This is a genomic window from Micromonospora sp. RTP1Z1, assembly GCF_033804685.1.
GTDB lineage: Bacteria > Actinomycetota > Actinomycetes > Mycobacteriales > Micromonosporaceae > Micromonospora.
Map to the genome: position 1 here is coordinate 21,789 of NZ_JAPFQV010000077.1, position 7,683 is coordinate 29,471.

Annotated in this window: 10 protein-coding genes; 7 read left to right on the plus strand and 3 right to left on the minus strand. The window is 66.1% G+C overall.

From position 1 onward, the window contains the following. Positions 1 to 69: 69 nt before the first annotated feature. Entirely contained in the window at positions 70 to 1,203 is a 1,134-nt protein-coding gene (locus SLP03_RS27765; protein ID WP_319463594.1) for an FAD-dependent monooxygenase, read from the minus strand. 52 nt (positions 1,204 to 1,255) lie between these two features. Between SLP03_RS27765 and SLP03_RS27770 the strand changes: the two genes are divergently transcribed. From SLP03_RS27770 to SLP03_RS27795, 6 genes are all read left to right on the plus strand, one after another. After that, positions 1,256 to 1,894: a helix-turn-helix domain-containing protein gene (locus SLP03_RS27770; RefSeq protein WP_319463595.1), complete on the plus strand. Its 639-nt coding sequence runs from the start codon at positions 1,256 to 1,258 to the stop codon at positions 1,892 to 1,894. Between the two features lie 952 nt (positions 1,895 to 2,846). After that, complete coding sequence (locus SLP03_RS27775) at positions 2,847 to 3,011, plus strand: reverse transcriptase N-terminal domain-containing protein (protein ID WP_319463596.1); 165 nt, start codon at positions 2,847 to 2,849, stop codon at positions 3,009 to 3,011. Between the two features lie 223 nt (positions 3,012 to 3,234). Further along, positions 3,235 to 3,717 (plus strand): hypothetical protein, encoded by a 483-nt coding sequence (locus SLP03_RS27780; protein WP_319463597.1) that lies wholly within the window; start codon positions 3,235 to 3,237, stop codon positions 3,715 to 3,717. 120 nt (positions 3,718 to 3,837) lie between these two features. Next, positions 3,838 to 4,134 carry a hypothetical protein gene (locus SLP03_RS27785; RefSeq protein ID WP_319463598.1) on the plus strand — a complete coding sequence of 99 codons (297 nt, stop codon included), beginning with the start codon at positions 3,838 to 3,840 and terminating at the stop codon, positions 4,132 to 4,134. A 226-nt stretch (positions 4,135 to 4,360) separates the two neighbouring features. After that, entirely contained in the window at positions 4,361 to 4,750 is a 390-nt protein-coding gene (locus SLP03_RS27790; protein WP_319463599.1) for a hypothetical protein, read from the plus strand. Positions 4,751 to 4,838: 88 nt separating this feature from the next. Beyond that, positions 4,839 to 5,366 carry a hypothetical protein gene (locus SLP03_RS27795; RefSeq protein WP_319463600.1) on the plus strand — a complete coding sequence of 176 codons (528 nt, stop codon included), beginning with the start codon at positions 4,839 to 4,841 and terminating at the stop codon, positions 5,364 to 5,366. A 111-nt stretch (positions 5,367 to 5,477) separates the two neighbouring features. On the opposite strand, the gene SLP03_RS27800 is transcribed toward SLP03_RS27795, so the two are convergent. Together SLP03_RS27800 and SLP03_RS27805 are read right to left on the minus strand one after the other, a co-directional pair. Continuing rightward, on the minus strand, positions 5,478 to 6,146 hold the full coding sequence (locus SLP03_RS27800; protein ID WP_319463601.1) for an SMI1/KNR4 family protein: 669 nt from the start codon (positions 6,144 to 6,146) through the stop codon (positions 5,478 to 5,480). A 194-nt stretch (positions 6,147 to 6,340) separates the two neighbouring features. Then, the gene (locus SLP03_RS27805; protein ID WP_319463602.1) at positions 6,341 to 6,901 is read right to left on the minus strand and encodes a GNAT family protein; all 561 of its coding nucleotides are present in this window, start codon (positions 6,899 to 6,901) and stop codon (positions 6,341 to 6,343) included. Between the two features lie 161 nt (positions 6,902 to 7,062). On the opposite strand from SLP03_RS27805, the gene SLP03_RS27810 reads away from it, so the two are divergent. Then, entirely contained in the window at positions 7,063 to 7,632 is a 570-nt protein-coding gene (locus SLP03_RS27810) for a hypothetical protein (RefSeq protein ID WP_319463603.1), read from the plus strand. Positions 7,633 to 7,683 lie beyond the last annotated feature (51 nt).

Below are 7,683 nucleotides of genomic sequence, written 5' to 3' on the forward strand. Positions count from 1 at the left end.
CGCGATCTCTTGTTGGCGCTGTTCTTTGATCGAACGATCTTCGAACAGCGGGTGCCCCGTGAATTGATCTTACCTTGCGCCGGCCTTAAGCCGCTGCCAGCCCGTGACCAGGCGGGCGCCGTTGTCGCGCAAGGCCACCCCGAATCGGGTGGCCGGCACCATGAGCGTCGCGGCCGTGGCGAACCCGTTCTGCTTGGGTGCAATGAGCTTGCGGTGCTCGTACTCGTAGGCCTTCAGGCCCTGCCCGAGGTCGTTGCGGTGCTCGGCCAGCGTCCGCGCGAGCGTGTACGCCCCCGTCATCGCCAGGCTCGACCCGTCGCCGAACAGTGACACCGAGGACGCGGCGTCGCCGAGTAGCCCTATGCGCCCCTGGGACCAGGTGTCGAGGCGTACCTGGCTGACAGCATCGAAGTAGAGGTCTCCGGCATCGCGTACGCGCTCGATCAGCTCGGGCACGATCCAGCCGCCGCCCGCGTACGCCTGCTCGACGATGCGCTTGTGCTGGGCGGTGTCGCGGTAGTCGTAGCCGGGCACGGGTTTGCTGCGCCAGATGAACGCCGCGATGCCGCCGTCGCCGCGCACCGGATGGACGGAGGCGAGGCGGCCGGGCATGCCGTAGAGCAGCACGTCGGTCGTCGGATTGAGCTCGCGCTCGACGGGCAGGGTGGCCACGTAGAGCCCGCGGTGCCTGACGAAGTCCGTCTCCGGTCCCCAGGCGAGCCTCCGGACCATCGAATGCTGTCCGTCGGTGCCGATGACCAGGTCGAACCGACGCGGTGCACCCCGTTCGAAGGTGACGTCGACACCGCTACCGTCCTGGGTGAGGGCTGAGATGGAGTCGCCGTAGATGAACTCGGCGCTACCGGCCACGGCCTCAGTGATGATCGCGGCCAGGTCGGCCCGGGGCACCTCGACCTCGGTGGCCCGGTTGACCGACAGGTCGACGCGGCTCTTGCGCCGTCCCTGTGCGTCGACGAAGGCGAGGCCGGTCGTCGCCGTCGCGGCCGCACGCAGCCGAGGGAGCAGGCCCATCTTCTCGGCGATGGGGAATGCCGGTCCGCGTACGTCGACGGGGTTGCCGCTGGAGCGCTGGCCGGCGGCGCGCTCGACGATCGTCGGCGCGAATCCGTTGCGGGCGAGCCAGTACGCGAGGGTCGGGCCGGCCACGCCGGCGCCAGAGATGAGTACGGTCTTCGCAGTCATGCGTTGACTGTATGACCAAGTTCGAAATCTGGTCAAGTGTTAGAGTGCCGGTGTGACTGCACGCACCGATCGCGAGACGAAGATCCTCGATGTCGCCGCCGACATGCTGGTCCGGCACGGCTACCGCCGCGTCACCATCGACGACGTCGCCGGCGCCGCCGGCATCGGCAAGGGCACTGTCTACCTGCATTGGAAGACGCGCGAGGAGCTGTTCGGCGCCGTGTTCGCCCGCGAGGTACGCGGCGCGATCGCCGACATGGTGACCGCCCTACACGCCGACCCCGCCGTCGCGCTGCTGCACCGTTTCGCCGCGGAGTTCTTCCTGGCGATCCTGCGCCGCCCGCTGCTGTACGGCATGGTGATCGGCGACGTGCAGATGTGGGGCAAGCTCGTCGGCTCCGAGGCCGGCTACGACGGCGGCCGGCACAACACGGTGATGGTGTCCTATGTAGACGTTCTGGCCGCGCGAGGCTTGGTGCGTACGGATCTGGCGACTCCGGAGCTGACCTACGCCTTCCAGTCCGTGTTCGAGGGCTTCATCTACGCCGAGCGCACGGTCGGTTCAACGGGTACGCGTGACGAGCGGGCGCGGTTGCTTTCGGCCACGGTCGAATCGGCGTTCTCCCGGCCGGGTACTCCCGACGCCGCGCTCGCCGATGAGGTTGCCGCGCTGCTATCCGGCCTAGTCTGATCCGCACACGAATCCCCCAACGGACAGCACCTTCTGCGCTCACGGCCAGATGCCTGGCCGTTACCTGCGCATTCTCATATAGGGTGTCCGCGCTCGTTTCTCGGTAACGGGGGGGGTTATACGTACAGGGAACAGCCGAGGTCGCGACTGCCACGAAACATCCGGATCTGCCGCGATCCGCGCGTGGCGGAGCGTGACGGCGGCCGCTACCGCTCGGCATCCTGATCTGCCGAGATGAGGTGCGACACGAGGTCGCACGTGTTGAGTGAGTACGTCGATTGGAGGTCGGGTGTAGATGCCCGAGACGTAGCTCCCGGTCAGTGTCCGAGACCGGTCCCCGCCCTGACGTGCGTGGCTAGTAATGGCTGGGTGCGAAGCTCAGGGGAAAGCCCAAGGACTCCCGCACCGACTGGGAGTCACAGGTGAGGGGAAGGCCGAAAGGGTGAATATGGTGAACCCTCGTTGATGCCTCGTCACGGCAATTCCCCGGGTCGGACATGTGGTGCCGGGGAGATAAAGAGGCTAGCCGCTGAGAGTCGGCAGACGACGACCGAGGACTCATCTACGGTCGTGTGGATACCGTCGCCTCCGGGGTCAAGAGGGCACCCGACCCGGCCGTGTCTCACGCGTGTGGAACGTGGAAACCCCGGCACGGTCCACGACGTCCTCGGATGTCGTGGTAAGCCGACCGTGAGGAGAGCCCAACTCCGTGGCGGGAACAGGACGCCCAAGAAGCGAACGCCGGCAGGCTGAAAGGCAACGGGAAAGCGGGAACGTTTAGACCGGTCCTCCTACCGGTCGTTGTCGTATAACCGGCCGGATACCGGACCTTGTGCCCGGCTGCGAAAGCAGGCTGACGTGTGGCGGGTGAGCCTTTGACGACGACGCACCGCAACCACCCGAACCGAAGGACAAGTTAGACGCGATGACGGCTTTAGCTTTCGATGTTGCGATGGCGGCCCTCGGAGTGAACGGACCTAAGGACGTATCTCCACAGTGGGACACCGTCGCCTGGCGGCGCCACGAGGAGAACGTACGGCGGCTACGGGGCAGGATCTTCAAGGCGACGAAGGAAGGCGACTGGCCCAGGGTCAGGAACCTGCAGAAGCACACCTGAAATCGCCCAAGCGGCTTGCTTGAGCCGTGTGCCGCGACGAGTGGCACGCACGGTTCTGAGGGGGGCGGGACGCAGCAATGCGTCCCGCCTACCCGACCGCGTCGCAGGTTGATTTGCCGACGGGACGTAACGACTCAGACTCGGAGGAGGCCCAGCCACCCCGCCCGAGTGCCAGCGTGCCGATACTGTTGGTGTGGGAGGGTCGAGACCGAAGCACGTCGTTATGGCGCTGATGCTGCTGACATCGGGGATGCTGCTGTCGTCGTGCACCGTTCCGGTCGACGGGCTCGCCGGCGTTACCGTCGATGAGAAGGGCAACCCCATCGGCGTGGTGCGCACCTGCGAACACCCACTGGATGGGGCGACGCTCTATTGGCCAGATGACCCACGCGGGTCAGATGGCCAACCCGCTGAACTGGGGCAGTGGGAGTTCACCGGTTCGACCGTGACCCATTCGCTGGCCTGGCCGTTGGGGGCTGCATCCGCCGCGGATGTGAAGGGGAAGCAGACGCCCCAGGCGATGCTGCCGGGACGCACCTTCTCGCTGTACGGCTGGACCACCGACAACTCCTGGTCGGCGGCGAATGTTGACTTCACGCTGACCGACCTGGAGGGCCTTCCGGTCGGGAAAATCCTCGTGCTGGACTCTGGCACGCGGCTCAGGGTTGTCAGCGAGCCGGAGTTCGATGCTCTGGTCTGTGAATGACGATTCGCTGATCGATGTCCGCACATGCCGCGATCCGCGCGTCATGCAGCGTGACGGCAGGAGCTGCCGCTCGCCATCCGGAACTGCCGATGAGCGCACATTCCGTGGCACCCTGCGTATGTGAGTTCAGCCGACTTCCGCGAGCCCTGGTCTCGACTAGAAGGCGAGAGCGCTCGGACGTTCGAGCAGGAGGCAGCGACTGAGATCGCGGCGGGCCATGAACTGCACGGTCTTGCCCTGACAGCCGTGGCGAAGTGCGAGGGCTGTGACTCGGTGGTCTTCCGCGCGTCGGACGCCACGTTCGCGATCGTCCATCTCAGTTGGATACGGAAGCCCGAGGCGCCACCATGGCCGCGAACCACCCGGCTCGGGGGTTTCATCGCGGTGGAGATGGCGATGGATCAGCACGAACACTGACCGTTCATCAGCGAGTTGCACGCTGATCGGGGTGCCGACGTCCGACTCTGCCGATGACAGTGCGTTGTCCGCCCACTAGGACGCTGGCAGGTAGCGATCCACCCAATCCGGCGCCGTCGTGATCCTTCCCGCGGCCGCCTCGATATGATCGTCCACGATGTCTGGCCGGCCGTCGCAGTCCGTCCCGAAGAGCATGGCTCGCCGGCTCAGCTGGACGCTGGCGGTTGTGACTGCCCTGCTCCTCTCCTGCTGCGGGCTGTCACTTGGGTTCGCTCAGTACTCCGACCGCAACGAATCGCGCGAAGCGGACAAAGAGGTCGATCGATACCTGACCCTCGTGCAAGGACGCGATCGCGCGGGCGCCGACGTGATGCTCTGCGGCGGAGACGACACGAGCGCAGTCCAACTGCCCGGCATGAACCAACCGAATTGGCACCTCCCCCTCGTGGAGTCCTTCACCATCGTCAACACATGGGATTGGTCATCGGTGACAGACGGCCACGGGAGGGGTTACCAAGTCCGACTGGTGTTCGCCGACAGATCGACCGCCAAAGTCGAGATGGCGGTGGAGGTGATAGCAGACGACCCGTGCATCGCTACGGAGATTCGGTTCTGAACGAGCAGACCTCCGCTACCGCCACTGAGCGGGACCGCCGACGGCATCCAGATCTGCCGATGAGCGCGCGCGCCGTATCGTGTTGGCCATGATCGAGACCGCGGCGCCGAGGACGCGCAACCGGAGTGGCATGGCCGCACTCGTGCTTGCGTGCATCAGCCTGCTTCTGTCGCTGATCGCGTGCGGTGTGGCGGGGCTGTCTGTCGGCAGCAATGACATAGACCTGCTCCCGGTACAGTCCAAGCCGGAGGTCGCCAGCGCGGCCCAGCTGGAAGCCGTCGCTCACGTGACCCTGCCGCCCGGCAGCGTGCTGCTCACCGCCGCGTACAGCAACGGCCTGGAAACCCAGCTCTCGGCGAAGGTCCGCATGCCGCGCACCGAACTCGACGCCTTCGTCGCCGCGGCGAATTTCACGACGGCTCTCGCGCCGGGGCTTCGGGCAGTCGACGCCAAACACAACGTCGGTGGCGGCAACCTGTGGGACCCCGAAACCGCCAAGACCATCTCCGGCCTCGACGAGGAGCAACCCACTGCAGACGGCACACGCGGAGCGCTCCTGGTCAACCTCGACGCACCCGATGCAGTCACCGTGTACCTGTACGCCAGCCGCAGCTGAACCCCGCAGGCATCCGCTCCTGCCGCGATCCGCGCGCACGCAGCGTGACGGTTGGAGCTGCCGCTCGCCATCCGGAACTGCCGAGAACAGTGCGGATGCCGCCTTCCCGGATCAGGCCCCGTCAGCGGAGGCTACGGCCGCCTCCGCCCGGGTTAGCCAGTCCAAGTACCACCGTTCGAAGGTCAGCCGTTGGCCGGCCGGATCGGTCAATGGCGACAACGGCATGTCGGCTGCTCGGCTGTCGTCCCACACGGTGCCAGGCTCAGGCCCCGAAACAACGAGGAGCCAGTAGTAGCCGCAGCCCTGATGCGAGAGCGCGATGGCCCCGAAGGTCTCCTCGTCGTGAAGATCGTCAAAGCGTTGCACCCACGCCCGGCTCGCTTCCATGAACGAGCCGTGGTCCGGAAAGTCACTTTCCACCGGCCGCTTCGCGTCGTGCTCCGCGTACACCTGCTGGTCGAACGGCTGGAACGGTACGCCTAGCTTGGCCGCTGTCGTGACGCCATGGCCCGTCCACTGCCAGCCGTCAGTGGTCCGCTCGACCCGCTCGATTCCGTAGCCGGGGCCGGCGCCGCCGTTGCCGACTTCCAGCAGGAAGGCGCGGTACTCCTCTGGAAGACGGGCGCCGATGACCTGTTCCAGGTCGACCAGCTCGGCGGCGGCCAGAACTGGGTGCAGCACAAACCTGTGACCCGAGGTGCCGAAGACCTTTTGGCTGGCCTCCGCGGAGGCGATTGCGGCCACCCGCTCTCGTACGCCGAGCCAGCTGACCTCCGTCACGCGACACATGATAATCGACTGCCACAGTCTTGATCACGAAACCGCCGCGTGGCGCAGGCCGGGCGGATCCCGTCGGTGCATGCTTCTGCCGCCGTCCGTGCGTGCTGGCCGATCGAGGCAATCACGCTCGGTAGCTGGCCTCTGAGTCGAGCGGGCCCCCTGAACTGCCGATGTGCGGATGTTCATCTACATCCTCAGTCGAAGCTCGGTGGCCGATCGTTGAGAATCCGCTGGAACAGGTGGGAGTCCTGCCACCTACCGTTGATGTGCAGGTATTTGCGCGCCGTTCCCCACTGTTCAAACCCATTCTTGGCCAGCACCCGCTGAGAGGCGAGGTTCAGCGGGCTCGTGCTTGCTTCGATCCTGTGTAGACGAAGCTCCTGGTCGGCGATCCGGCAGAGCGCTGCGACAGCGGCGCTCGCGAGGCCTCGCCCGACCTCGGCGGGTTCCACCCAGTACCCCAGACTTGCGCTGCAGAAAGGACCGAGCACGATCGTGTTAAGCGTTGCACACCCCAGCACCCGACCGTCACGCAGCATCGCGCAGGCCAGTAGCCTGCCCTCCTTCTGATGCTGCACCATCGTGTCGAGCCGCCTCTGCTGACCTGCAAGCGTCCAAAACGAGTCGGGTCGCACCGGCTCGAAGGGACGCAGATGCTCACGACTGCGGATGTACGCGTCGAGCAGCGCAGGCGCGTCGCCGAAATCCAGTGGGCGCAGTAGTACGCCTCCTGGAAGGGTGGTGGGACCGATCATCGTGACAGTGTAAAAGGCCACCGGCAGCGAGCAACATCCGCACATGGCACATGCCGCGATCCGCGCGCTACGCAGCGTCACGCCGAGCTGGCCCGGTTGCCGTCCGGACGTGCCGATGAGCGGATGCCCCAAAGGCCCATGGGGTGTGATGATCGGCAGCGGTGAACAGCAGTGACGATTCCGCGTCGATGACTGTGGCACTGCGTCGGGTGGTGGTGCCGTCGCGGACTGTCGTGCTGGCCTGCGGCGGGTTTCTCGATCAGTGGGCCGACCTTGGGAAGCCGTTGTCGGCTCGTGCGATGCGGGCGGCGGATGCGGGCGGCGCCCACCTGCAGGACTGGCTCGCCGAGGCGGTCGCAGTGCCGGCCGGACCCGGAGCGTTGACGGTGACTGCGCGGACCCGGCCCGGTACATACGAGGCAATCGACACCATAGCCACGCTCGAAATCGAGCTGAACCTGCCGTGGTCGGCGGTGTCAGCTGGAGAGGAACCGGTGGTCCTGGGTGATCTGCCCGTGGACCCGTCCGGGATGGTCATCGGCGACGCGGTTGCGCTCGACTCATGGGTCGGCTTCCTGCCGGCGGCGCGCAGTGTTGACGGGTTAGCCGACCTGCGAATCTGGGGCAAAGGCGATGAGGAGGCCTGGGCGCACTTCGGAAGGTGTCAACCTTTTCGGGGCGGATGGTTCAGGGGTTCGTTGACTGAGTCGGCTCGTCGTTGGGCTTGTTGATCCACGCGGGTTCGGGTAGGGCGGGTGGTTGTGGGATGCCGCGGACGAATC

Excerpts from the sequence above, each read along its gene's own strand:
- SLP03_RS27765 (WP_319463594.1), bottom strand. The coding sequence starts at position 1,203 with ATGACTGCGAAGACCGTACTCATCTCTGGCGCCGGCGTGGCCGGCCCG.
- SLP03_RS27805 (WP_319463602.1), bottom strand. The coding sequence starts at position 6,901 with ATGATCGGTCCCACCACCCTTCCAGGAGGCGTACTACTGCGCCCACTG.
- SLP03_RS27795 (WP_319463600.1), top strand. The coding sequence starts at position 4,839 with ATGATCGAGACCGCGGCGCCGAGGACGCGCAACCGGAGTGGCATGGCC.
- SLP03_RS27780 (WP_319463597.1), top strand. The coding sequence starts at position 3,235 with ATGGCGCTGATGCTGCTGACATCGGGGATGCTGCTGTCGTCGTGCACC.
- SLP03_RS27775 (WP_319463596.1), top strand. The coding sequence starts at position 2,847 with ATGGCGGCCCTCGGAGTGAACGGACCTAAGGACGTATCTCCACAGTGG.